This window comes from Thalassotalea montiporae (assembly GCF_053485855.1).
In genome coordinates this window covers 1,149,479-1,173,504 of the sequence record NZ_JBQRUO010000001.1, presented here as the reverse complement: position 1 = coordinate 1,173,504, position 24,026 = coordinate 1,149,479, and the positions used below count along the sequence as shown (strand labels likewise).

17 protein-coding genes are annotated in these 24,026 nt (G+C 43.2%); 11 read left to right on the top strand and 6 right to left on the bottom strand.

Annotated elements, in window-relative coordinates; translation table 11 throughout:
- Positions 1 to 155: 155 nt before the first annotated feature.
- The 7 genes from ACSLUR_RS05050 (at position 156) to ACSLUR_RS05020 (ending at position 8,837) form a co-directional block, all read left to right on the top strand.
- Positions 156 to 602, top strand: a complete 447-nt coding sequence (locus tag ACSLUR_RS05050) for a DoxX family protein (protein WP_448552381.1) — start codon at positions 156 to 158, stop codon at positions 600 to 602.
- 116 nt (positions 603 to 718) lie between these two features.
- Positions 719 to 1,699, top strand: a complete 981-nt coding sequence (locus tag ACSLUR_RS05045; RefSeq protein WP_448552379.1) for a glutathione S-transferase family protein — start codon at positions 719 to 721, stop codon at positions 1,697 to 1,699.
- A 35-nt stretch (positions 1,700 to 1,734) separates the two neighbouring features.
- Entirely contained in the window at positions 1,735 to 2,448 is a 714-nt protein-coding gene (locus ACSLUR_RS05040; protein WP_448552377.1) for a pirin family protein, read from the top strand.
- A 599-nt stretch (positions 2,449 to 3,047) separates the two neighbouring features.
- Positions 3,048 to 3,725 (top strand): response regulator transcription factor, encoded by a 678-nt coding sequence (locus tag ACSLUR_RS05035; RefSeq protein WP_448552375.1) that lies wholly within the window; start codon positions 3,048 to 3,050, stop codon positions 3,723 to 3,725.
- A gap of 66 nt (positions 3,726 to 3,791) precedes the next feature.
- A complete protein-coding gene (locus ACSLUR_RS05030) occupies positions 3,792 to 5,216 on the top strand; it encodes a sensor histidine kinase (protein ID WP_448552373.1) in 1,425 nt (474 codons plus the stop codon).
- A 285-nt stretch (positions 5,217 to 5,501) separates the two neighbouring features.
- Positions 5,502 to 7,424 (top strand): DUF1800 domain-containing protein, encoded by a 1,923-nt coding sequence (locus tag ACSLUR_RS05025; RefSeq protein ID WP_448552371.1) that lies wholly within the window; start codon positions 5,502 to 5,504, stop codon positions 7,422 to 7,424.
- A 24-nt stretch (positions 7,425 to 7,448) separates the two neighbouring features.
- Entirely contained in the window at positions 7,449 to 8,837 is a 1,389-nt protein-coding gene (locus ACSLUR_RS05020) for a DUF1501 domain-containing protein (protein WP_448552369.1), read from the top strand.
- A gap of 181 nt (positions 8,838 to 9,018) precedes the next feature.
- On the opposite strand, the gene ACSLUR_RS05015 is transcribed toward ACSLUR_RS05020, so the two are convergent.
- Positions 9,019 to 9,909, bottom strand: coding sequence for an alpha/beta fold hydrolase (locus ACSLUR_RS05015; protein WP_448552367.1), 891 nt, complete (start codon positions 9,907 to 9,909; stop codon positions 9,019 to 9,021).
- 300 nt (positions 9,910 to 10,209) lie between these two features.
- Here ACSLUR_RS05015 and ACSLUR_RS05010 point away from each other — a divergent pair, with 300 nt between their 5' ends.
- The gene (locus ACSLUR_RS05010) at positions 10,210 to 11,217 is read left to right on the top strand and encodes an alpha/beta fold hydrolase (protein ID WP_448552365.1); all 1,008 of its coding nucleotides are present in this window, start codon (positions 10,210 to 10,212) and stop codon (positions 11,215 to 11,217) included.
- A 48-nt stretch (positions 11,218 to 11,265) separates the two neighbouring features.
- On the opposite strand, the gene ACSLUR_RS05005 is transcribed toward ACSLUR_RS05010, so the two are convergent.
- Positions 11,266 to 11,949: a DUF4097 family beta strand repeat-containing protein gene (locus tag ACSLUR_RS05005; protein ID WP_448552363.1), complete on the bottom strand. Its 684-nt coding sequence runs from the start codon at positions 11,947 to 11,949 to the stop codon at positions 11,266 to 11,268.
- Positions 11,950 to 12,570: 621 nt separating this feature from the next.
- Between ACSLUR_RS05005 and ACSLUR_RS05000 the strand changes: the two genes are divergently transcribed.
- Complete coding sequence (locus ACSLUR_RS05000) at positions 12,571 to 13,278, top strand: PEP-CTERM sorting domain-containing protein (RefSeq protein WP_448552361.1); 708 nt, start codon at positions 12,571 to 12,573, stop codon at positions 13,276 to 13,278.
- 189 nt (positions 13,279 to 13,467) lie between these two features.
- Here the strand turns inward: ACSLUR_RS05000 and ACSLUR_RS04995 are convergent, their stop codons facing one another.
- From ACSLUR_RS04995 to ACSLUR_RS04980, 4 genes are all read right to left on the bottom strand, one after another.
- Positions 13,468 to 14,628 (bottom strand): helix-turn-helix domain-containing protein, encoded by a 1,161-nt coding sequence (locus ACSLUR_RS04995; RefSeq protein ID WP_448552359.1) that lies wholly within the window; start codon positions 14,626 to 14,628, stop codon positions 13,468 to 13,470.
- Between the two features lie 218 nt (positions 14,629 to 14,846).
- Positions 14,847 to 15,506, bottom strand: a complete 660-nt coding sequence (locus ACSLUR_RS04990; RefSeq protein WP_448552357.1) for a nitroreductase family protein — start codon at positions 15,504 to 15,506, stop codon at positions 14,847 to 14,849.
- Between the two features lie 540 nt (positions 15,507 to 16,046).
- Positions 16,047 to 19,205, bottom strand: a complete 3,159-nt coding sequence (locus ACSLUR_RS04985; RefSeq protein WP_448552355.1) for an efflux RND transporter permease subunit — start codon at positions 19,203 to 19,205, stop codon at positions 16,047 to 16,049.
- Positions 19,202 to 20,365 carry an efflux RND transporter periplasmic adaptor subunit gene (locus ACSLUR_RS04980; protein WP_448552353.1) on the bottom strand — a complete coding sequence of 388 codons (1,164 nt, stop codon included), beginning with the start codon at positions 20,363 to 20,365 and terminating at the stop codon, positions 19,202 to 19,204. The genes ACSLUR_RS04985 and ACSLUR_RS04980 overlap by 4 nt, the downstream gene beginning before the upstream one ends.
- 214 nt (positions 20,366 to 20,579) lie before the next feature.
- Here ACSLUR_RS04980 and ACSLUR_RS04975 point away from each other — a divergent pair, with 214 nt between their 5' ends.
- Complete coding sequence (locus tag ACSLUR_RS04975) at positions 20,580 to 21,704, top strand: hypothetical protein (protein WP_448552352.1); 1,125 nt, start codon at positions 20,580 to 20,582, stop codon at positions 21,702 to 21,704.
- A gap of 356 nt (positions 21,705 to 22,060) precedes the next feature.
- Positions 22,061 to 24,019, top strand: a complete 1,959-nt coding sequence (locus tag ACSLUR_RS04970; protein WP_448552350.1) for a methyl-accepting chemotaxis protein — start codon at positions 22,061 to 22,063, stop codon at positions 24,017 to 24,019.
- The last annotated feature ends 7 nt before the right edge of the window (positions 24,020 to 24,026 follow it).

The following is a 24,026-nucleotide window of genomic DNA, read 5'->3' as shown; positions in this document are numbered from 1 at the left end:
AATCATTCAAATTTTTTGAACATATTAGTCAAATAATGCCGGTTATTCCATCCAATTTAAGCTCGTAGAATACCCTCAACGCTTAAGGAGAGCAGATGTAAAACACTCCTTAACGAGCAACTAAAAGACATTAAACGAATACTGAGGATTAACTAATGAACACAGCAACAATCAAAAACTTATTCACATCAGAGCAAAATATTTCAACACTACCACTTCGCCTAATCGCCGGCATTATCTTTGCGGCCCATGGTGCACAAAAGCTTTTCGCTTGGTTTGGTGGTTATGGCCTTGATGGCACTGGTCAATGGATGGAATCAATCGGCTTAGCACCGGGCTACTTAATGGCGCTAATGGCAGGTAGCGCGGAATTCTTTGGCGGCCTGCTACTCATTGTCGGCTTATTAACTCGCCCTGCTGCATTAGCACTAGCGTTTACTATGGTGGTGGCTATTTTCAGTGTACACATTCAAAACGGCTTATTTATGAGCAACAACGGTTACGAATTTGGTTTGTCATTATTGGCCATCAGTGTCGCATTGGTTTTTCAAGGTGCTGGCCGCTTCGCGCTAGATAACTTAGTAGCAAGTCGCATTAAGTAGTTATACCAGCACTGAACTATTAATTGTAATTATCAATAGAAAGCGCGCCAATTGGCTACCTTTTATCACCAAGGCGCGTATTAATACCAAACAGAATTAACAGCAGGAGCAAGATCATGGGCTTATTAGTAAATGGTAAATGGCAAGACAAATGGTACGATACAAAAAACAGCAAAGGCTCGTTTGAGCGTCAAGAAAGCCGCTTTCGCCACCAAATTAGTGATGCACCTGATGCACTTTATCAACCAGAAGCAGGACGTTATCACCTCTATGTCTCACTGGCGTGTCCATGGGCACATCGCACCCTGATTTTTCGCGAATTAAAAGGCTTGCAAGATATTATCAGTGTCAGTGTCGTCGAAGCAGAAATGCTAGAAAACGGCTGGGAATTTGGTGAACAAGGCAGTCAAACGGCTGATCCCTTGCACAACTTTGACTACCTTTATCAAGTGTATTTAAAAGCCGCACCTGATTATGAAGGCCGCGTGACCGTGCCTGTGCTGTGGGATAAAAAAACGCAGACCATAGTTAACAACGAGTCGAGCGAAATTATCCGTATCTTTAATACCGCCTTTAATTCGCTGACCGGAAACCAGAATAATTATTACCCAGATACGCTGCAATCTCGCATCGATGAGATAAATGACGAGATCTATGACGCAATCAATAATGGGGTTTATCGCGCCGGTTTTGCTACCACTCAAGCGGCTTATGAAGAAGCCTTTTTTCAGCTATTTGAAAAACTAGACTGGCTCGAACAGCACTTAGCCAGTAATCGCTATTTGGTCGGCGATAGCTTAACCGAAGCCGATTGGCGCCTATTTACCACACTGATCCGCTTTGATGCCGTGTATCACGGCCACTTTAAGTGTAACCGCAATAAACTCAGCGAGTTTCACCATATCAGCAACTATGTGCGCGAGCTTTATCAAGTAGCGAATGTCGCCAGCACAGTGGATTTTGACCATATTAAAGTGCACTACTATGCCAGCCATCGCACCATTAACCCAACACTAGTGGTCCCTGTTGGCCCTGTGCTGGATTTTGATGCTCCACATGATCGTACGCAGTTGAATGCGCAAAGCAGTAGCGAATAGTGCAATCGTGCATAAAGCAGTTAAGAGGAGTTCCTATGATTAAACATATTCCCTATCAGCAGCTTGGCAAAGCAGATCACGGCTGGTTAAAAGCTAATCATCACTTTAGTTTTGCTCATTATTACAACCCAAAACGTATGGGCTTTGGCACTTTACGTGTGATTAATGACGACTGGGTTGCAGCAGGAACGGGGTTTCCCCCTCACCCACACAAGAATATGGAAATTATTAGCTTTATTCGCTCTGGTGCCATCACCCATCAAGACAGTGTTGGCAATAAAGGCGTAACACCAGCCGGTGAAGTACAAGTGATGAGCGCTGGCACAGGTATTGTGCATTCAGAATACAATTTGAGTAAAGAGCCACTGACCCTTTATCAAATCTGGATCGAGCCAAATCAACATAATGTTAAGCCACGCTGGGACAGCAAGCGCTTGTCGCAAAAGGCGAACAGCGATAGTTTACCTTTGCTTGTTTCTGGCTTTAAAGAAGACAAAGACAAGGCGTTATTTATTCACCAAGAAGCCAGAATATTTGGTGGCAAGCTTGCCAAAGGTACTCAGCTTGAACATGAAATTACTCACCAAGCCTATATTCTCGCGTCATCCGGCAGTGTCGATATTATTGACGGCAACAATCGCATTACCTTGGCAAAAGGTGATGGCGCTGAGGTAACTCGCCAGCAGCAAATCGTCATTGAAGCACATTCAGATGCCGAGCTAATTATTATTGATGCACCTGTGCACTAGCGTGAGTAATAGTACCTTCAACTTAATGTTGAATCAGGCATAAAAAAGGCGAACCCACTTGGAGTTCGCCTAAGTACTAAAATCAATAAATGATGAAAGCACTGCATCTTCAAACTAGCTGTTTATAAAAACAACAAAACTTCAAACATAACAACCCTTCAAAGTTGTTATGTTGTAACAATAATTTATCTATCGAAAAAACTCAACAATATTTTTGCAATATTATCACAAAATATCACCTGTAATTTATTTTACCAATGACAAACAAAACAACAAAAGTCTTTATAAATATACAGCGAAATAGAAAACAGTTAGTTAAGTACGTTACCAGCATCGTGATATAGTTACAAAAACTTAAGTGTGCAAGGTAAACGATAATAATCTCAGGTCAACTAATGTAGCAGCTAAGCTGCGTACTTTTTTACTAGCTTCTGCTAATTGACACTCTTTATTAGCCTAGTAACATCATTTTGATAAATGATGAACAGTCTTTTTATCCCTCAAATACACCAACGCCTAAACCATACAAAATTGTATTAATCTCTCGTCGCTAATTGCGTTACTATGTTGTTCAGCATTAAGTTATAAAAGCTTGAATAATGAGAGTATTACTTGTCGAAGATGATATTGACACAGCCGACTTTATCGTACGAGGCTTAAGTCAGTCGGGCGAATTTACACATCATGAAACCACAGGTAAAGGCGGCATTATTTCAGCGACAACGGCAGATTTTGACGTCATCATCTTTGATCGATTACTACCCGATATGGATGGCGTAGATGCAATTCGCGTGTTACGACAAAGCAAATTACTCACTCCCATTATTGTGTTAACCGCATTAGCAGAAACAAACGAACGAGTCGCAGGGCTTGAAGCGGGTGCCGACGACTACCTAGTTAAACCTTTTGCCTTTAGTGAGTTACACGCCAGACTAAAAGCACTAGCTCGGCGACAACCATTGCAGCCGGTTAATCAGCAGTTGCGACTTGGTGATTTAATTGTTGATCGCACAACGAGAAAAGTGACTCGTGCCGGACAATCAATCACATTGCTGCCACGAGAATATCAAATTCTGGAATATCTGCTCCTCAATACGAACCAGTTAATCACAAAAACGATGCTACTAGAAAATGTGTGGGGATTTAGTTTTGATCCCAAAACTAGCATAGTGCAAACCCATGTTAGTCGATTACGCACGAAACTGGATAAACCTTTTGCATATGATCTGATAAAAACAGTACGTGGCAGCGGTTATTTAATTAGTGATGACCACTAACTTAGTGCAAGTTAAAAAACCTTTACCAATAAACTCAAGCACAATTAACACAAGCATAGATGGCGAATGACAAAGTACAATGAACAACTAACATTTTTGCGTAGCCCCCTATTTCTTTACGCGCTTGTATTCGGCGTACTTGCTGCACTTGTCTTAACCCTTGCGCTGGGTATTCGTGCGTTGTGGTTTGTTGAGCACGAGCAACAAATGCTCAAAGAAGAGTTACTTGAATTTAAACAAGAAATTTTAGATATTTACCACGAAGACGGCGCCATGGGTGTGCGTGAAGAGTTTGGCCTTGAACGACTGCATCCTTGGAACATTGAGGATACTCGCGAACACTTCAGCGAAAATGAACTGGTATTCTCTGTCCTCAATAAACGCGGTCAGCTAATCGCAGGTGCTACGCTCGGGAGTGACTTTAACACACCTTGGCAACAACTGAGTTTCGAACTAGAAGAAGAAACTGTTGACATCATCAGCCACCACTTTGCCGTCGGAGAACAATTCCAAGTCGGCTTATCCCGTGTCACTTCATGGATAACTGAAGAAGCTTGGCATGAGTTTACGCACTTTGCTCTATGGTTATGGCTAACCATTCCGTTGCTTTTTAGCCTATTCGGTTTTTTCATCGCAAAGCGACAAATAAGAACGACTTTGCAATTAACGACAGAACTTGAACAGCTAATCACGGCCTCAAAACTGGCTCCGTTAACTATGGGTAAAAGTTCGGCAAGCAAAATAGCGTTAGAGCCTATCAGTCACGTTCGTTTTAGCATTAATCAGCTGATTGCAAAAATGTCCGCAATGCATCAAGACATTGAAACTATGTCAGTCGGCATTGCACACGATTTAAAAACTCCTCTATCGCGAGTCGCTAACCGCTTGCAGTTAATGCAGCAAGACATCGATGACCCTCGTATGACCGCCGAGCATTTGGAGCGATGCATCGAACAAGTTAATGTTGTTATTTCGACGTTTACCAGTATTGTTCGTTTAAGTGAGATTGAATCTGGCCAGCGCAAACAGAGTTTTAGCCGATTAAATTTATCCACACTCATTCAAGAAATGGCAGAAAACTATGACCCCTTGTTTTCTGATTCAGGTCGTACGCTCGACATCTCTGTCGTTGATGATGTTTATTGCTCTGGTGACAAAGACTTGTTAAATCAAATGCTGAACAATTTACTGGAAAATGCACTTGAATACAGTGAAGTAAACGCCAAAGTTTGGATTAGATTACAACACCATACCTCAGGCGTATTGTTGCAAGTAGGAGATTCAGGGCCAGGTATTAGCGCGAGTGATCAAGAACGTGTTTTCAGTCGCTTCTATCGTGGCGATATTAGCCGAAATAAGCCTGGTAATGGCCTAGGGCTCAGCATTGTTAAAGCTATTGTTAATCTGCACGATGCGCCAATTAGCATACTGCCTAAACAAGCTGGAGTAACTGGCGCAGTATTTAATATTGTTATTCCTATCTCGCACTAATAGCAATTGACTCAATAGCTGCTATTTCAGCAGATTACGCGCCGATAATGCCAAAAACAATTGCTATCCGCTCCTAGTTATCCGCACATAAATTAAATCGATAAAAGCCCAATTTTTGATTGCCACATAAATTCTGTGCCGTATGGGGATTTCTCGTTCTTACTCCACCAAGCATACAAATTTGTATGCTTGCAATCGTTGCTTTGTATAACACTTGCTCAATAAAAAGTCCTACACTGGATTTGAAACTTTGTGTTAAACGCCTTACGGTAAAGGAGTAGTAGAATGAGACAAAGAATTATCTACATTGGGCAAAAAACTGGCATCGCGGTGATGCTAAGCATCGCAATGACTATTGCCGGCTGTGGTGGTTCTTCGGGCAGCGAGAATGCAGGTGATGAAAGTGATATTAGTGGCATCAATAGCTCAATCAACACTCCTCCCACAACACAGCCAGATAATAGCAATGACAGTGACGCTTCTGGAGACAATAGCGCCAATTCTGGTTCAGAGCCGTCAACAGGCAGTGATTCAGACACCACTGTAGTCAGCGCAAACACTGCTGATGATGTTTTTTCGAGCACCAACAGCACGGCACGTTTTCTAGGGCAAGCAACATTTGGTGCAACGCCCGAACAACTGACACAACTTGTTAACACAAGTGCCTCTGAATGGTTTAAACAACAAATAAGCCTTACACCATCTTTAGTGCTACCAACAGTAGAAAGCTACCGCCCAGAAGACGAAGAAGATGACTTTAATCTATTTTACATAGAAGCGACGAGCTTTGGCTTTTGGCAAAATAGTATTATGGCAGCCGATCAATTGCGCCAGCGTATGGCTTTTGCCCTTTCGGAAATTTTAGTTGTATCAAATGGCGGCGGAGAAGTGCTTACCGATGTGCCAGAAGCTGTTGCTAGCTACCAAGATATTCTTATTCAACAGGCGTTTGGTAATTACCGAGAGCTATTAGAAGCGGTAACTTATTCTCCTGCCATGGGATACTACTTAACCTACTTGGGCAGTGAAAAAGGGGATGAAGCAACTGGGCGAATGCCTGATGAAAACTATGCACGCGAGCTAATTCAGCTTTTTACCCTGGGCGTTGTTGAATTAAATCTAGATGGCACCGTTAAATTAGACGATAACGAACAACCTATTGAAACCTACACCAATCAAGACATTACCGGATTAGCACGAGTTTTCACTGGGCTTAACTTAAACGAAACGCTAGTGGAAGAATCTATTGGTCGAGCATTTAGTGCCCCTATGCAAGGGTATGCCGAGTCGCATTCAAGCAAAGAAAAGTCATTTTTAGGCTATACGATTCCTGCTAATACAGCGCTGCAATCGTCTATTGATTTAGCGTTAGATCATATTTTCGCTCACCCTAACCTAGCTCCTTTTGTCAGTAAGCAATTAATTCAACGCTTAGTGAGTTCAAATCCAACGCCAGCATATGTTGAGCACGTAGCCAGTGCATTTAATACCGGCAGCTATCAACTGCCAGACGGAGTTGTAATTGGTGCTGGTCAGCGCGGTGATTTACAAGCAACATTGGCTGCCATTTTATTTTACTCAGAAGCACGTGCAACGCCCTCCTCTACCAGTGGAAAAATCAGAGAACCAATATTGCGCTTTACCCATTGGGCACGAGCATTTAATGTCAAAAATATTACTCCTCAATACCAATTGTTGCTATGGGATACCAGTGCAAGTAGCGCCTTAGCGCAACACCCTTATCGTTCACCCTCAGTATTTAACTTTTTCCGACCTGGTTATAAAGCCCCAGGCAGCGAATCTGCCAGCCAGGGGCTGGTATCACCGGAATTGCAAATTACCAATGCCAGCTCTATCCCAGGCTATATCAACTTTATAACTTATTTTATTACCAGCCAGCAGCAAGATGCTGACTTTGAAGAAATTGTCGCTGAATTAGCGGAGCTAGGTAGGCAAGTAAGCGAAGATGAAATTCGAAATAGCTTTCGCGTTACCTATGAAGCTGAACTCGCGCTAGCAACTGATGCTGCCGCACTACTAAATCACTTGGATACTTTGCTTGCTGCCGGCAGTTTATCCACAGACACTCGTCAGCACATTATCAGTACGATAGATACCATGAAAGATAGTGACTACGATGATATCGACATTGTACATATTGCAATTCTGATGGTAATGACCTCAACCGATTATCTATACCAACAGTAACGTGACGCAGTAAGGAATTTCAAAATGAACAGACGTAACTTTTTAAAAGCAAGCTCCCTATCTGCTAGCGCAGCAATGACGGCTTCAATGGCTGGTCTAGGCACACTGCTAAACAGCCGAAATGCGCAAGCTGCTGAAGAAGACTACAAAGCGCTAGTGTGCGTGTTTCTGTATGGCGGTATGGATAATCATGACACCATCATCCCCTATGACACTGAAGGTTATAGCCAGTGGTCACAAATTCGTTCATCTATGCTAAACAACTATAAAACACCTAGAACAAGAGAGAACCTGCTACCTATTGCTAGCTCGGCAAGTCGCTTTGGTGAGCGTACTTTTGCTTTGCCGCCAGAAATGAAAGGATTACAACAATTGTATCAACAGGGTCATATGGCGGTTGTTGGCAATGTTGGTCCTTTAGTTGAAGCAACGTCAGCAACAAGTTTCAATAACGATACAGCTCGGTTGCCAGCCCGTTTGTTTTCTCATAATGATCAGCAGTCGACGTGGATGTCGGGTGCTACTGAGGGAGCACAATTAGGTTGGGCTGGTCAATTAAATGATGCGCTTATTCAGTCAGGTCAACAGTCTGTGAACACCTTCTCAGCGATTACAACTTCGGAAACGGAGTTACTGCTCACAGGAGAACAAACGACGCCATTTCACGTGCAAGGTGATAGTGCCGTTAGCCTAGATATACTCGATGAAACTGACGGTGCTCTGCAGGCTCAATTGCTTTCACACTTTAGTGGTCAAAACGCTAATCACGGCGCAATAATTCAGCGAGACTTGGCTGGAAAAATAAATCAAGCATACCAAGCCAATAAGCTTTACAACCAAGCACTAAACTCCACTAGCAGTAGTAATCTTACGATGCCAAATACGAGATTGGGGCGTCAGCTTGGTACAGTTGCAAAAACCATTAATGCTCGCAGTCAGCTGCAAAGCAAGCGCCAGCTCTTTATGGTTGCCATCGGAGGATTTGATACCCATTCAGGTCAAGCACAAAGCCTACCTCAACTTCAACAAATGCTAGATGACGCAATACTTGGCTTTTATCAAAATATTTCAGCGTTAAATCTAGCAGACAAAGTTACTTTGTTCACCGCGTCTGATTTTGGTAGAACGCTAGCTGTTAATGGTGATGGCACCGATCATGGCTGGGGAGCACATCATTTTGTTGTTGGTGGTGCAGTAAACGGTGGTCATGTGTTTGGTGATATACCGCCAGCGAGTTTCAATCATCAGTTTGATGCTGGTAGTGGGCGATTGATTCCAACAACCTCAGTTGAGCAGTATGTCGCTAATTTCGGCGCTTGGCTGGGCCTTAGTGAAGCAGAGCTTGCGACCGTATTTCCAAACCTAACAAACTTTGCAGAACGGCCAACCCTTTTTAAAACCGAGTTGGCCTAGCAACTATAGTTAGCTGCTAGTCATAAAGTGTATATGGGGCTTGAGCAAATTTAGCCCCATTGACGTCCACAATGCTTACAACGATGCCCAAGTATTCATTGCCCCTGTATAAAATCTCTAGCTGAAAATCATCTGAAGGTTTTTATTCCTCCAATTAATCAATCAAACACATTGAAGAAGGTTAAGCAGGCTTTTCGTGAGGAGCTTGCCCATGATGAAAATCAAAAAAGGCATCCAGTACTTGTTTGGGCGCTTCTAACTGTGGATAGTGCCCAATATCGTTTAACTCACACACATCGGCGTCAGCGATTAGCTCTCCAAATCTAGCAGCCATATGTGCCCCTGAAATCGGGTCAGTCATGCCACAAATATATTTAAGCGGAACTTGAGCATTGGTTAATGCGCCCACCCAACGCTCACGATTTTGCTTGCGCTGAACAATATAGTGAATCAACTTAGGCATTATTCTTCGGCCATTATTGTGCATCAGCAATTGCCATAAGCCATCAAGCACCTCTTCACTTGGTGGCGTATTTTTCCCAAAGATTTTATGGAAATTGCGTTTTAACGCTGATTTAGTGGTGAATAAGGTAACAACTCTGCCAAGTGGCGACAGCAATAGTTTTTGCAACAATACAGGACGATGTGATTCAGGAAACAAACCACCATTAAGTAAGCAACAACTAAGAATTTTAGGGTCGGCAATTGGTTCAAGTTGGCGAGCCAACAACTCTTGAGCAACCGTGTCACCATAGTCATGAGCCAGTATATGGTAATCAGTCACATCAAGTTTTTTTAACAAGCTAGTGAACAAGCTCGCTTGCTCACGAATAAGATAGTCGACACCGATTGGTTTGTCGGAGAAACCAAAACCTAGCATGTCTAGGGTGATGAGGCGAAAGTGCTGCCCTAGTTTGTTCCAAATAGGCTGCCAATCCCAACTAGCACTGGGGTAACCATGAATAAGTACCAATGCTTGCCCATGCTTTAATCCCCCTTGGCGAACAAATATATTTTGTCCATTTAATTTAACCAGCTCGCCCGCTGCTTGCCAGGCTGATAATGTATCCATATCGCATCCTTTCGCTATACTGCTGTGATACTGAACGTATGCAACTCCTGCTTGATTATTCGCGCTGGCTAGTTTGAATTAAACTTTAGAGCATCAAGAGAAAAGCGAATAAAAGTATTATTGAGTGCATTGTTTTGTGTTAATTGTATACAGTGTAACCAATTGTCATGATGATTTCATAATTAAGATTCACAATTTGCAAAATAGTTCTGCCAACGTATCGTAGATTAATAAGGTATCTAATTTTATTGCGATTAATGGCGGTTCGTTCTTTTCATTTTGGGAATAGATTTATCATCAATGCAGTCTGTTATTACCAGCCATGGCATCAAACTAAGTTATCAAGATAGAGGAGATAGAGCCGCGCCAGTGATTATTTTGATCATGGGTTTGGGCGCACAAATGACAGTGTGGCCAGACGAATTGTACTTTGGCTTGGTTGATAAAGGTTTTCGGGTTATCCGTTTCGACAATCGTGATGTTGGCCAATCTAGTCAGCTTGATGAATTTGGCGATCCTAGCCTAGTGAAAAGCTGGCTGAGTACTCGCTTCCCTTCTCGCTTAAAAGTGCCCTATTTACTAGAGGATATGGCGGGTGACGTTTTGGCATTAATGTCATCCTTAAAAATTAAGAAAGCGCACTTAGTGGGCGCCTCTATGGGCGGGATGATTGGACAAATCTTAGCAGCGCAGCATAAAAAGCGAGTGTTAAGCTTAACATCAATTATGTCGTCTAGTTCGAGCCCGAAAATTTCTTCTACCAATATGAGCGTCTTTTTAAAACTTGCCAAAAGACCACAACCAAATGCTCGTGAAGCAGTGATCCAATATCACATGAAAATGAACCGTTTAATTGGCAGCCCTAAGTACCCTGCCAAAGAGCAGGAGCTGCGTGCACAAGCAAAGAAGAATATTGAAAGAGGCTATAATCCCGGGGGCTTTAAGCGCCAACTCGCGGCAATTACCGCAAGTGGTGATCGCCGTAAACTCGCGCAGAAAATAAAAGTGCCAACGCTAGTTATTCATGGTAGTGCGGATCCCGTCATTCCATTGAGTGCAGGAATAGAAACCGCCAAACATATCCCCAAAGCGAAACTTAAAGTTGTTTACGGCTTAGGGCATGACTTTCCAGTGCCCTTGATGCCTAAACTCGCCAAATGGATCACAAAGCACGCCGTTAAAGCCCAAGAAAAGTCACAAGAAAGAGCGCAAAAAAAGTCACAAAAAAAATCGCAAGAAAAGTCACAGGAAAAATTACAAAAAAAGGCGCTACAAAAGGCCAAGAAAAAGCAGGCTCAAGCAAACTAGCGCAGTTTACCTCTCACCTGCCATTAAATTCGATGCTTTCAATCCAACCTACATACGTTTTGCATTCACGTTAGACAAATTAACGCTGCCAGAGCCGTCGCTTAGCAAATTAAAGCTCGTGGCGTTGCTAACATTGATACTGCCTGAGCCATCTCTGACCGTCACTTGCCCTGTCACATCGGATACATGGATACTGCCGGAGCCGTCGTCAATGCGCACGTCGCCATCGATAAGTTCTATATCAATAGAGCCTGAACCATCCTCAATGGCTAAAGCGGTGTGATTGTTTGTTGTTTTAATACTGCCCGAACCGTCTTCTATCTTGCTCACACTTGCATTGTCGATAACCATACGACCTGAGCCGTCTTTTATCTCGGTAACTAGCTGTGCGGGTAAAGTAACAGTGACATCTATACGGGTATCACTGCGACAATTATTCGCAGCGAGTTGGGCGCGTTGTTTATCGCTATTTGCATAATCTAGCGACAGACAATATTCCTCACCCGCGTCTACTTGGTAAATCTCCGCAGACACATTGATATCATCCACCTGATCACCGATTACAATAAGGCTGCCTGCACCTGCGTCTATTTCAAAGTGCTCAAGTGCTGATGCATCTATTGTTAAGCGCTTAGTCTCAACATATTCATAATCATTGTTCCATCCGGCAACCGCATTCGTTGCCGATAAAAGCGCCACCGTCAACGCAGTAATAGAAACTATTTTTTTCATTATGTTTTCCTTTTCTTACTATTCAAGCCACTGATTCGAGCTAACTATTCGAGCTACTAGTTCGAGTTTTGCAGCTGACGCTCGCAGAGTTCAGTGCATTTGTTTAATACACCTTAGATGCGGTGTATTTAAGAAAGGTTTAAATACTCCCCATATTTTTTGTTGCTCTCTGCATTTAACTATTAGGGCGTGTTGACCTTTCAGGGTTGTTTTTGCAGCAGTCTGTCTGGGTTTTATACAAGGCTGCACTTGTGTAGTGTAGTTATTCTCCATAAATAAGTGCCAACACAGTAGAAAATTCAAACAGACGCTGCCCCTTTATTTTGTGTTGAGGGGGTTCATCTAAACGCTTCCTGCTCATTGTTGCTCGCTTTTTACATACGACTGCATGGATGCAGGAGGTAGAGCGACTCAGGAGACAAAGCCGAGAATGACTATGCGACAAAGCGAGCGCCGCGATCATAAAGCGTTTAGGTTGAACAAAATTCAATCTCGAAAGATCAATACGCCCTTATATTTACTATTTTTTAACAAGTTGGACAGTTTAGCCATATTTTGCCTTTAGCTGAAAATTTATACTTAGCAGCAAAGGAAGACACTAAGGTTGGATTAGGTAAGACAATGGCTACTCTATTGAAGCGCATGCTAATTGCGTCATCATTGCTAAGTGCAAGCTTCGCAGCTAATGCATCATTAATCACAAACGGAAGCTTTGAGCAGTTATTATTTGATGACAGTAGCAAAGCACAGGGGCAAATATTCAATACAAATCTTGCTGATTTCACTCAGAGAAATAGGGCTTGGGATGTGTTTTATAATTTACCCGGTTGGCAAACCAGTTATGGTAATGGCATTGAGCTACAGAAGAATGTTGTAACTAATTCACAAGATGGTCAATATCATGTTGAGCTTGATTCGCACACCAGAGGCGCCTCAAATTCAGCAATGACGCAAATCATCGATTCCTTAGTGATTGGTCAAAATTATCAGCTTGAGTTTTATTACAAGCCAAGAACTAATCGTGATAACGATAACGCTATTCATGTTTATTGGCATGATGCGGATGTTAATTTTGATCAGAGTTTGCAAGCTAAACATATTGCCGATGGCAGCCGCAGCGCGATTCCAAACTGGCAGTTGCAAACTGTGCAATTTAAAGCAACGGCAACAGAAATGGCATTAAGCTTTGCTTCGGTGGGTGCTCAAAACACACTAGGCGGTTTAATTGATAATGTTTCGCTTGTTGCAGTTAGCGAGCCCCCTGTTATTGCACTTATGCTAGGCGGCGCAGCGTTATTTGGCTTTAGACGCAGACAAGCGAATAAGTAATTTATTTACTTGTCAGTATTAACCGATTTCTCGAACTTTCTTGGTCATAGGCCAGCCCCCACATTTGGCTGATTAAGAAAGTTCACTCTCGGTTTAATGTATAAAACGTATTCAGTTATTTCCTCTTCTTTTTACTTTCCCTCTTTAGACCTCTCGCTTTAAGCTTGCTTGCCTTTTAGGCCTTAGTTATCAAGCAGTACTGCCTTGATTTATAAATTCTTGATATATCGTTTCAAAACCCTCAATACCAAGTAGCTCAGCTTTCTCAAACAAATCATCAACGCCCTGATGTTCAGTTGCGATGCGATACAAACAATTGAGCAATAACATCATCAGTTTACTTTCATGGCTCGCTTTACTTTTACCCAAACAAATTTGTTCTAGTTGATTAAGCTGTTTAATGATTCCTGCATCTAAATGCCAAATGGAAAGTAATAACGAAGACGCGCCAAATAAACTTAACGACAAGCTTTGCTGTAGGTGATGATTAAGCGTTGATAGTTCATCAATACCTAATACCGAGTGCACGATTAACGCCTGGTGCTCTGTACTTTGATGCGCGAGCAAAAAGATACCTAACAAACCAAATACCAACATTTGCTCAGCTAGCGCATGATCGGCGAACCACGCAGAAGTTGTTTGCTTGCGTGTTAGTTGCATAAGCTTGGGAGCGAGCTCAAATGCTTGGCAATAACGTTCGATAATCATAGGGTCTACATGGTGGTGCAGCGCATCTTTGACAGCGTATAAAACTGCAAGATTGACCACCGTTGTTATTCCTAAATTTCTTCCTATCGCCTCACGTAAGTCTGCTGGCGTTTTGCCATAAATGGCTTTGCTGGCAAGGCCGATAACTCGTCCGGAAAATACAGGATCTTTTTCGATAATGGCAACCGCGCAGGCCAAGTCAAGCGCCCCACTGTCGCTTTCGGCGAGCAATTTAGCACAGCTATCTGGCATTGGTGGCAAGTCGTTGGCAATAGCAATTAAATTCTGGCGGCGCTGCGCCCCGTGGTTTAACGAAAGCTCTCGAAACCTTGATGGCGTAATACCAAACTTTTGTCGAAAAGCACGTTCGAAAGTCGCGCGCTCAGAGTAGCCAAGTGATATTGCCAGAGCTTCAATCTTGGGTTTCTCAGTAAGCAAAGCCTTAACGCAAAGTTCATTAAGGTATTTTTGTTGGATTAGTTTATAGCTGGTTTCTTCTTGTGCGAGTTTGCGACGAAACGAAGTCATACTCATAGACAAAGACTGCGCGCACTGCTCAATTGTCAATGCCGCTGGCACTGAGCTTTCCGCTAATAAACGAACAACAATCTCAGTTAACACAAGGTTCGGTTGCTGATCCACAAAGTTACCCAAATTGGCGATTAAAGTGGCGATATTATGTTTGCTTAGCGACCTAACAACAAGTCCTTATTAACAAGAGATTAACTGAACAATTAGACGGCAGATAATATATATTTTTTGTGAGCTATCAACCCTACTATACAAAAATGCCTATCGATACAAACGGTACCGATAGGCATTTGATTTTTAAATATTTAAATTGATGAGCTATTAAAAGCTTATAACACAGTAATGGTTGCTTCTTGAGGCAAGCGAGCTTTTGGAAGACCGTAGTTATAATCTTCACCATCTTTGTGATAACCCATTGCTAGCGCAACGTCACACACGTGGCCGTCTAGCTCTTCAGCAAAAAGCTCACTGATAAGCGCAGGGTCAACACCTTCCATCGGTGTAGAGCCAATACCTAAACGCGCTAGCACGTGTAGTGTATTGCCTAGTGCTAAGTATGTTTGCGCTTTAGTCCAATCACTGTTGATACCATTTTCATCGGTATTTGCTTCAGCAAAACCAAACGCGCCATCTAACATGTCATTGTATCTTTCTTCAGGTAAGTGACCAGAAGACACTTCAACATCTACCACTTTACGGTAGTCATCTTTTGTATAGCTTGGGTTGTAAGCGAATAAAATCACGTGCGATGCTTCGGTTGCATGTGGTTGGTTAAACTGATGCATGTTTGCAAATGTGTCGTGGAAACGTTTTTTCGCTTCATCTGTTTCAAGAATAATAAACTTCCACGGCTGTGAGTTAATAGAAGACGCTGATAAGCGAAGTGACTCTTTAATCACTGCCATATCTTCAGCCGAAATTTTCTTGCTTGCATCGTATTTTTTAACGGTGTAACGATCGCTTAAATCTTTGATAATTTGATGAGACATATCTTTCTCCACTACTTTGTCTGCTATTGCTAATGTGACATTCACTAGCAGCGAGACCACCAGAATTTGTCAACGGCGCGCAGAATACAGAATTCAACCGTGGCGAAAAATACAGAAATTGGAAAAACTTTATAAAGGAATAATTGATAATCCCATAACCTTTTGTTTTTAAATAACAATAACAAACATGGGTTGGTATCCAAATTACAAAAAGAAACAAGTTTCATTAGCTTAGTAACGCTTTTGCAAGTAAAACTAAACAATAAGTATCGATACACCTAGGTCTTTTAATCCTTTAAGCAATAGCGATTCGCTATTGGCAATATACACTCGGTAATAAGCACTTGGCTCTGAACATTGACGCTGAACATTCCGGCACTGGAGGGTGGCTACCTTTTACCATAAACTGAACGTAAGCCAGCTAAGCTCTTTCAAACCAAACTAACTTTGACGTTATAAGAGTAAAGAGTAAATAAAAAGCCGCCCCCTAATATCAGTAAGAAGCGGCTTTCTATTTTCTCATTTCTGACAATTTATACCTTAGCTCGTTTGCGCCAATTTGGGCTGTGCGGCCATGGCAGGTTTGTCACCTATAACCGCCACCAACAAGGCAGGTAAGAAAGTTAAACTCAACAACGTAGATACCAAAATACCACTCAGCACAATAATGCCCACGCCGCGATATAACTCAGTTCCTTCGCCAGGAATTAAAACGAGCGGTGCTAGGCCAAATATGGTCGTTGCGGTTGACATTAAAATGGGCTTCAGTCGTTTGTTGACAGCTGCAATCACTGCTTCCTTCGCAGCCATACCTTGGTCAATAACAAAACGGCGCGTTTGGTCAACAATCAAAATAGGATTATTCACCACAGTCCCGAGCAAGATTAAAAAACCAAGCATGGTGATCATATCAAAGGGTTGATGGCTCGCCGAGATACCCATTGACGATATCAAGCTATTAACACCATTAACCGCAACCAACCCCAACAAGCCGCCAGCCATGCCTAATGGCACTGTTGCCAAAATGAACATAGGGTAACGCCAGTGAGTAAAAATGGCGACCAAGAGCAAATAACTTAACACCAAGGCGATTAAGAAATTTCCAGAGAGTGAGTTTTTAGTTGCCTCTAATTGATCAGCTGCACCACTGATGCTCACGTTAATACCTTGCGCGATTTTTCCATCACGCCAAAGGGTAGGCAAAAGCTGTTCACGCACAATTTGCTCAGCAGTTTCTAGGGCAACAATGCGCGGCGGAATAATATAAACAGTAACGGTTCGGTTACCATCGACACGGCGTACCGAGTTACTGTTCTTGCTCTCTTTCAAGTCAGCAAGTGCGTGTAATGGCAGTACTTGCCCAGCAGATGTAACAATCGGAGTGACGGCAAGTTCTTCCAAATTTTGCTGATTGCCCGCACCGCTAAACATGAAAATATCAATTTTATCGTCGTTGAGAATAAACTCATCGACATAGGCACCATCGCTCATTGCCGCAACCGAGTAGCCAAAATCATTATTGTTGATGTTGAGCTCAGCCAAGCGGTGCCAGCGAGGTTTAATTTCAATCAACGGCTGGTCTAGTGTTAGCGATCTTGGCTCTGAATTAATTTGCGGATTATCAAAAAAGACATTGGCCTGTTCATAAACCGCCTCTGCTGCTTGGTATAACTCGGTGATGTTGCTACCTGAGATATCAACCGCGACTGCTCGTGTACCACCGTCATTACTTGAGATAATTGAACCTCTTGCTGAGAATGCGCGCATATTGTCATAACTGCGGAACTTTTCCGTTATCGCCGTCATCATGGCATTAATATTATCAGGCTCAACAGGAGCGCTTAGCAGCCAAATTCGCCCAACCGAAACCGACATTGAATAATAAGCCAGTGGCGGCATATTGGTTTTGCCACTGGCATAGTCTTCACCACCTGCCTGCACATACTGATCAAAATAGGCTCTAAGCTCAGTGCCAATTTTTTCCATTTCCGATAAGTTATAGTTAGGCGGCGCTATCATCATAGAAAACGCTTTCGGCTCCTCACCTTCCGGCAAATACTCTGCTGCTGGCATCAGTAAATAGGCAGCGCCTAATGTGGCAACAATAAACGCAAGCGCGGCACTTCGAGCTCTTGATTTACTCTGTGTAAACCACATTGCCAAACCAAGCCATCGTTTTGATAAAGTAAACTGCTGCCCTTGTTTGAGATCTTCTTTTTTGCTGATATTGGCCAGTGCCGCTGGCACAATAAATATCGCCACTAACATTGACGCGATAATTGCGCCTGAAATGGCAATAGCAATATCTGAATACAGCTGCCCAGCTTCTTGCTCAACAAATAAAATGGGCGCAAAAACTAATACCGTTGTGGAAGTGGAAGCCAGTACCGCAGGCCATACTTCACTAACGCCAGTAATAGCCGCTTTAACTTTGCTAACCCCTTGCCGTTTCGCCTGAATAATCGCTTCTAATACAACAATGGTATTATCTACTGTCATGCCAATGGCAAAGGCAACGCCTGCTAGTGAAATCACATTGATTGTGCGACCAAACATCATTAATGCAAAAAATGCTGCAATAGTGCAAATTGGAATCCCCATCACGCCCACTAAGGTGGCTTTACCTGAGCGTAAAAAGAAGTACATGACTAAGGTGGCTAACAAGGCACCTAATATTAAGTTAACCCATACGTTATTAAGCGAACTTTGCACGTATTGCACGTCGTCACTGGTCAGCTTTAATTCCAAGCCATTTTGCGCCAGCAGCTGACGGTTAATATCGTCAACAACAGGCAGCATGGCTTCTTTAATGGCTAGTACATTCGAGCCGCTCTCTCGCCTGACTGATAAACTTAACGTGCGTTCACCATCGTTGAACGATAATCGACGTGTTTCAAAATGATCTAAGGTCACTTTTGCAACGTCTTTGAGCAGAATGTTGGCATTATCACGACGAGTAATAACTAAATTTTCTAACTGGCTAAGTTCTTCAAAGCGACCAATCACACGTAATAAATAGCGGCTAGCACCACTTTCAATATCGCCAGCTGAGCTGTCTTTATTGCGATTGCGAATTGCCGTGCGTAATTGCGGTAAACTAATGCCACGCTGTGCTAAACGAGCAGCATCAACTTTAATTTGAATCTGTCGCTGTGCCCCGCCGCGCACGCCAACTTCCGAGACTCCTGACACGCTCTCCATGCGCGGTCGAATATAATCCTCAGCAAAATCTCGTAGTAAATCCACATCCAGGTTCAACGGGTTACCTTGCACGGGTTTTAACACAAAGTACATAAAGGCATTGCCAGAAAATGAGCTAGAAAATAAGCGCGGCTGATCAACGTTTTCCGGATAGGCTGGCACTTGGCTAAGCGCATTATTCACGCGGATCAAAGCATCGTTCGCATCAACACCAAAGGGAAACTCCAACTCAATTCGCGCTTGCCCCATTTCCGCATAAGAAACCATGCGTTTAAGGTTTGATAAACTGCGCAAGTAACGTTCTTGCTCAATGAGTATTTCTTTCTCAACATCTTGCGGCGTTGCCCCCGGCCACCCCGTTTGTACTGTGATAGTACGCACTTCAAGATCAGGGATCATTTGCACAGGAATATTAAGTGCCGCCGCCAAGCCAAGAATGGTAGTGATTAATGCAATTACCGCGACTAAGGTTCCGCGACTAACCGCTGATGCTATCATTGCTTCGCTCCTTTGATGCGATTAACAGCCAATAACGCGCCATCTTTTAACAAGGCAACTCCAGTAACCACAAAGTCGCTATTGCTAGGTGCGCCAGTTACTGCAACTTGCTCCCCTTGCGTTTCAACCACTTTGACAAGGTGGCGCTTGGCGCGATTTTGCTCAACGGTAAATACGCTACGACCACCATCAGGGTGCTGTTTTATTGCCGTCTTCGGCAGCCAAATTAAACGACTAAGCTGATCTTGCGTATTAGGTAAAATAATGTCAGCACGCGCTGACATGCCAGCAACCAAATTCTCATCCAGCGGCAAGTCAACATAGCCCGTGATGGTTCGACTGGTGTTGCTGGCATCACTGACAATGCGACTTAACGTTGCCCTTATCGGTGGGTTTGCGATATTGGTTGGCGCTGCATCGGGGGTCACATTAACCCCAATTATTTGGCCATTTACACTGTTTTCACGGTTTGTGAGGTTAGCACTCGATAGCTGGCTAAAGTATTCTTGTGGAATGGCGAGTTTAAGCCTGAGCTTTGCTTGTTCAACTAAGGTGAATGCGGGGCGCTGCTGGGTAATCCATTCACCGAGATCAACATGGCGTTCACTAATCACACCATCAAACGGTGCATACAAACGATGCCGATTTACAACTTCTTGCTGCTGAGCAACTTCAGCCTGTACTCGCTTAAATTCAGCATTAGCAATCGCGACACCAGACTCCCGTTCCGCCATCAAGGTTTCAGCAACCAGTTGCTTTTTCGAAAGTGTCACCACTTCTTCATACAGCCGCTGTGCTTCAATTAACGCAGCTTGAGCAGCAGCTAGCGATGCCTCGCGCTGCGCCAAGGTTAGCGCAGCAAGTTTGTCATCAAGCACCAACAAAGGGTCACCTTTGGCTACATAGTCACCCGCTTCAACTAGCATCGCAGCAACAACGCCCGCTTCTAAGGTTGCCAGTTGTGCATGCTGACGCGCTTCAATTGTGCCTGTAAGTGACAAGGTTTGTCGCAACGCTTGCTCCTCAGCTTTTAGCACATCCACTTGCGTTGGCGTTGCGTGCCCGTTTTGCTCTGCTGCGATTGCACTTGTCATGGCGTCAATACTGCCCCCGACAGTTAGCAGCAGTAATATCGCGATCTTTGTATGTTTAGCTATCAAAGTATCCAACCTTTAAATGATAATTATTATTAAATACGCTAGTAGAGTAAAAGATCCGCATATGATTTGTAATATGCAGGTATCTTATTTACGTTTTCTTTACATAAGCTGATTGCGTTAAATCACAATTAATTGAATAAATTGCCGATTTGCTGTGCACTTATCTATAGCTTAGCTAGAATACGAGCTAACACGTCCAAAAAAAGTCGAAAACATGCTTCACACTGCAAAACCCAGAAAATTAGCCCTTGCCATAGCACTAATTACCGCTTCAACTAATTATTTTATGCCTACATACGCACAAGCTGTGAGTGCTTCACCAGAAGTTAACATTGGCGGCGCTGTCCGCCTAAATTACGGCTGGCGAGACTATGACAATGACTCTAACGGTAAATTTGAAATTGAGCTGTTTCGAATAGACGCCGATGTGAGTCAAGACAAATGGTATCTTGATGCTCAATTTCGTTGGTATCAAGACTTTGATGCCATTCATCATGCTGAAGTTGGCTACAAAGTAGATGAAAACAACACAGTTATTGCTGGTGTTACGCAAGTGCCATTTGGTATCGCACCATACGCTTCAAACAGTTTCTGGTTTACTGGTGCTTACTATGTTGGCTTGGAAGATGATTACGACACGGGTGTAAAATGGCAAACCAAAGGTGATGGCTGGAATGCTGACTTAGCCTACTTCTTTAATGCTGAGTATGACGACGGTGCAAGATACAGTCGTTACTCGTTTGATATCGCCAGTACGGACGAAAGAGCCAACCGTGAAGATGGCCAAGTTAACGGTCACATTCAATATCAACTGGGTAACCACACAGTGGGAGCATCTGCCCAATTAGGCAAATTTATTAATAGCCAGTCGCAAGACAAAGGCGACCACTGGGCGGCTGGCGCGCATTATGTTGGCACCTTTGGCAGTTGGAAAGTTAGCGGCCAGCTGATGCAATACGACTATGATACTGAAGAAAGCTTAGGTACAGCAGATCACCGCATTGCCCTTTCTGCGTTCGAGTTTCCTTTTGATATTGCCGCTAAAGCAACACTCAGTAATTTAAACATTGCAAAAACATTTACCTATAACAACGATCTTGTCGATAGCATTACTTGCTACAACGAGGTAACCTTGATTGACCCGAATGATCGCTCTGGGTTGGCGGAATCGATTCAAAACGTTACCGGCTGTGCAATTGCTAAAGGCGGTTTATATACCTATGTGGATTGGATTGCCGGTAAAAATATGTGGTTTGTCGGTGGCCCAGGCGTAGGTATTGAGCAAGGCCCAGAAAGATGGCGTTCACGCCTAAATATCAATATCGGCTACTACTTCTAGTCGCTTGGTTTTCTTGGTGTCTCTGTTAGCTCAACCGTCGGCGTAACAAACCTATCTGCACTTGCGGTAATTCAATTGGTACAGCTGAAAAGGCTTTGTTTAACTCAAAGCCTTTTCTATTTCTAACCCGCCCTTTCTATTTCTCGCGGTTAGTGCCGGAGATTTTCCTTTATTAGCTTTGCAGTTTTCCTTTTATTTTCTTTCCTGTTTACCGAGCTTTCTATTCCTCAAAGATAAAGTAGCGTCATGACAGCAAGTGTTATCACCTAGGAGGTACAATTCCTTTCGGCATTTGTTTGACTATCAGCAAAAGCTTACTAATTTTATTAGTAGGCCACCGTTGTTAAGGTAAATAAATGACCATTTCACAAAAACTTATCTCAGCATTTATCGCAACCATTACACTTCCTTTATTCACCATTTCGGTATTAATGATCAATAAAATAATTGATCAAGCTTATATAGACTTTGAAGTGAATAATACCCGCGAAGTAAAGCAAGTTGATCATGCTGTTGAATTGTTTTTTAAAGAAATAGCCAAGAACGTTATCTACATAACAGAAAATCAATTCGTGAAAAATGCGAGCCAAGATATCGCCCGTTATCTTGAAAATACGCAATCAACCGAGATGACTCCTCGCCAAAATAGTGAATTAGAGCAACAAATATTTGCCGACTTTGACAGCTTTGGCGCAAGCCACGAAGGGATCTCATACATCTATCTTGGTAATCAAGCTGGTGGCTACCTGCAATGGCCAATTGGCAGCATCAGCGCTAACTATGATCCTCGACCTCGACCTTGGTACCAACGTGGTTTACAAGGAAAAGGTGAAGCGGTGCGCACTAATGCTTATTACTGGGAACCAGATGATGCCGTGATCGTTTCTACCGTCAGAACCATCACCAACAACGGACAGTTAGTTGGCGTTGCAGGTATGGATGTGTCGCTTAAAGAACTCACTCAAATGGCGAAGAAAATTAAGATTGGCGAGTCCGGTTACTTGATGGTGATAGAAGATAGCGGCAATGTGCTAGTCGATGCCAAGTACCCAGATCATAACTTTAAACAACTTGCTGAAATTGAAAACGGTGTTTTCTCCGAAATTGCTCAGCAGAGCAATGGCGTAGTCGAACTTGAAATATACGACGAAACCTACCTTGCCAATATCTACACCTCGCCCAAAATGGGCTGGAAATACGTTAGCATGATGGAAAGCTCCGAAGTACTCGCATCGGCATATAGTATGGCAGTACTTATCGTCATTATTAGCGCAGTGTTACTGGTGATATTTACAATTTTAGGCGTCTACCTAGCAAGGCTTATTTCAAAGCCTATTGTTACCGTTACCGAAGGGCTTGAAGAAATAGCGCAAGGGGGTGGTGACCTTACCAAACGTTTGCACATCAAAACCAATGATGAAACAGGCAAACTGTCAGAAAGCTTTAATCGCTTCTTAGGCTCTATTGCCCAATTAATTAAAGAAATAAACCAAAGCAGCGAGAATGTGAACCAGTCTGCCGATCAAACTTCAGCGTTATCGAACAATTTAGACGAGTCGATCAAGCAACAACTGGAAGCCCTTGATCAATCTGCAACAGCCATCAATGAAATGGCAGCAACTGCAAATGAAGTGGCCAGTAATTGTGTAAGTGCAGCAGATTCTGCAAATGCTACAAAAGACTCAGCGGAATCAGGTCAAAAGCTCATTGAACAAGCGGTTGTGAGCGTACAAGCACTCGGCGAACTAACGCAAAAATCCGCTGATAGCATTCGCCATCTCGATGTAGAAAGTGAAAACATCACTTCGATATTAGACGTGATTCGCGGCATTGCCGAGCAAACCAACCTATTGGCATTAAATGCCGCCATTGAAGCCGCACGTGCGGGCGAGCAAGGGCGTGGTTTTGCTGTAGTCGCCGACGAAGTACGTGCGCTATCACAACGCACCCACGAGTCCACCGAAGAAATCGCTCATCAGCTGGGCAAATTAAGAAATATGACGCAAAGCGTATCGAATGATATGGAAATCAGCGTTGATAAATCACAGCAAACAATCGAATTTACACAAGAGGCTAAAACCTCTTTTGATAGTATTACCGGCTCGGTTGATGCCATCAGTGAAATGAACACGCAAATAGCAGCGGCCGCAGAAGAGCAGCAAGTGGTGGCAGAAGATATCAGCCGAAACGTTGTCGAAATTAAGATGGCTGCGGATGAAGTCGCGGTAATTTCGTCGCAAGCTGGCGAAAACTCGCAGCACCTCAACACCCTTTCGGCAGACTTAAATGCCCTAGTACAGAAATTTAAGGTGTAAAGGCAAA

What these genes read in the sequence shown, in the direction of transcription:
- ACSLUR_RS04970 (WP_448552350.1), top strand. Translation starts at nt 22,061, where the DNA reads ATGACCATTTCACAAAAACTTATCTCAGCATTTATCGCAACCATTACA.
- ACSLUR_RS05020 (WP_448552369.1), top strand. Translation starts at nt 7,449, where the DNA reads ATGAACAGACGTAACTTTTTAAAAGCAAGCTCCCTATCTGCTAGCGCA.
- ACSLUR_RS05015 (WP_448552367.1), bottom strand. Translation starts at nt 9,909, where the DNA reads ATGGATACATTATCAGCCTGGCAAGCAGCGGGCGAGCTGGTTAAATTA.
- ACSLUR_RS05040 (WP_448552377.1), top strand. Translation starts at nt 1,735, where the DNA reads ATGATTAAACATATTCCCTATCAGCAGCTTGGCAAAGCAGATCACGGC.
- ACSLUR_RS05030 (WP_448552373.1), top strand. Translation starts at nt 3,792, where the DNA reads ATGACAAAGTACAATGAACAACTAACATTTTTGCGTAGCCCCCTATTT.
- ACSLUR_RS04990 (WP_448552357.1), bottom strand. Translation starts at nt 15,506, where the DNA reads ATGTCTCATCAAATTATCAAAGATTTAAGCGATCGTTACACCGTTAAA.
- ACSLUR_RS05045 (WP_448552379.1), top strand. Translation starts at nt 719, where the DNA reads ATGGGCTTATTAGTAAATGGTAAATGGCAAGACAAATGGTACGATACA.
- ACSLUR_RS04975 (WP_448552352.1), top strand. Translation starts at nt 20,580, where the DNA reads ATGCTTCACACTGCAAAACCCAGAAAATTAGCCCTTGCCATAGCACTA.
- ACSLUR_RS05035 (WP_448552375.1), top strand. Translation starts at nt 3,048, where the DNA reads ATGAGAGTATTACTTGTCGAAGATGATATTGACACAGCCGACTTTATC.
- ACSLUR_RS05050 (WP_448552381.1), top strand. Translation starts at nt 156, where the DNA reads ATGAACACAGCAACAATCAAAAACTTATTCACATCAGAGCAAAATATT.
- ACSLUR_RS05000 (WP_448552361.1), top strand. Translation starts at nt 12,571, where the DNA reads ATGGCTACTCTATTGAAGCGCATGCTAATTGCGTCATCATTGCTAAGT.
- ACSLUR_RS05010 (WP_448552365.1), top strand. Translation starts at nt 10,210, where the DNA reads ATGCAGTCTGTTATTACCAGCCATGGCATCAAACTAAGTTATCAAGAT.
- ACSLUR_RS04985 (WP_448552355.1), bottom strand. Translation starts at nt 19,205, where the DNA reads ATGATAGCATCAGCGGTTAGTCGCGGAACCTTAGTCGCGGTAATTGCA.
- ACSLUR_RS05005 (WP_448552363.1), bottom strand. Translation starts at nt 11,949, where the DNA reads ATGAAAAAAATAGTTTCTATTACTGCGTTGACGGTGGCGCTTTTATCG.
- ACSLUR_RS05025 (WP_448552371.1), top strand. Translation starts at nt 5,502, where the DNA reads ATGAGACAAAGAATTATCTACATTGGGCAAAAAACTGGCATCGCGGTG.